Below are 437 nucleotides of genomic sequence, written 5' to 3' on the forward strand. Positions count from 1 at the left end.
GGGGGGGGGCTGGTGCAGCTACGGGCCCGCCCGCCCCGCGGCGCCCTGGCCGTCCTCGCCGCCGTCGTCGCCGACGCCGGCGAGGACCAGGTCGCCGTACGCGGCACCGCCGCCTTCGCCCGGCGCCTCACCCACGCCGCCACCCCGGCCGACGCGGGCAGCGGATGGAACGCGCCCCGCCGCGTGCTGCTCACCGGCGGCACCGGAGCACTCGGCGCACGGGTGGCCCGTTGGCTGGTGGGACGCGGCGCGAGTGAACTCGTCCTCACCAGCCGCCGCGGGATCGACGCCCCCGGCGCGGCCGAACTGGTCGAGGAGCTCGAGCAGTTGGGTGCGCGGGTCGTGGTGGAGGCGTGTGACACGGGTGATGTGGAGGCGGTCGCGGGTCTGTTGTCCCGGTATCCGGTCGAGGCGGTGTTCCATGCCGCGGGTGTGCT

1 protein-coding gene is annotated in these 437 nt (G+C 76.9%); it reads left to right on the forward strand.

The window, feature by feature from the left end; genetic code table 11:
• Window positions 1–12 precede the first annotated feature (12 nt).
• On the forward strand, window positions 13–437 hold a 425-nt coding region (locus ACFV2J_RS34660; RefSeq protein ID WP_385442399.1), incomplete at its 3' end, for a KR domain-containing protein.

Origin of the sequence: Streptomyces sp. NPDC059668, from assembly GCF_042734135.1 — a bacterium.
Lineage (GTDB): Bacteria > Actinomycetota > Actinomycetes > Streptomycetales > Streptomycetaceae > Streptomyces.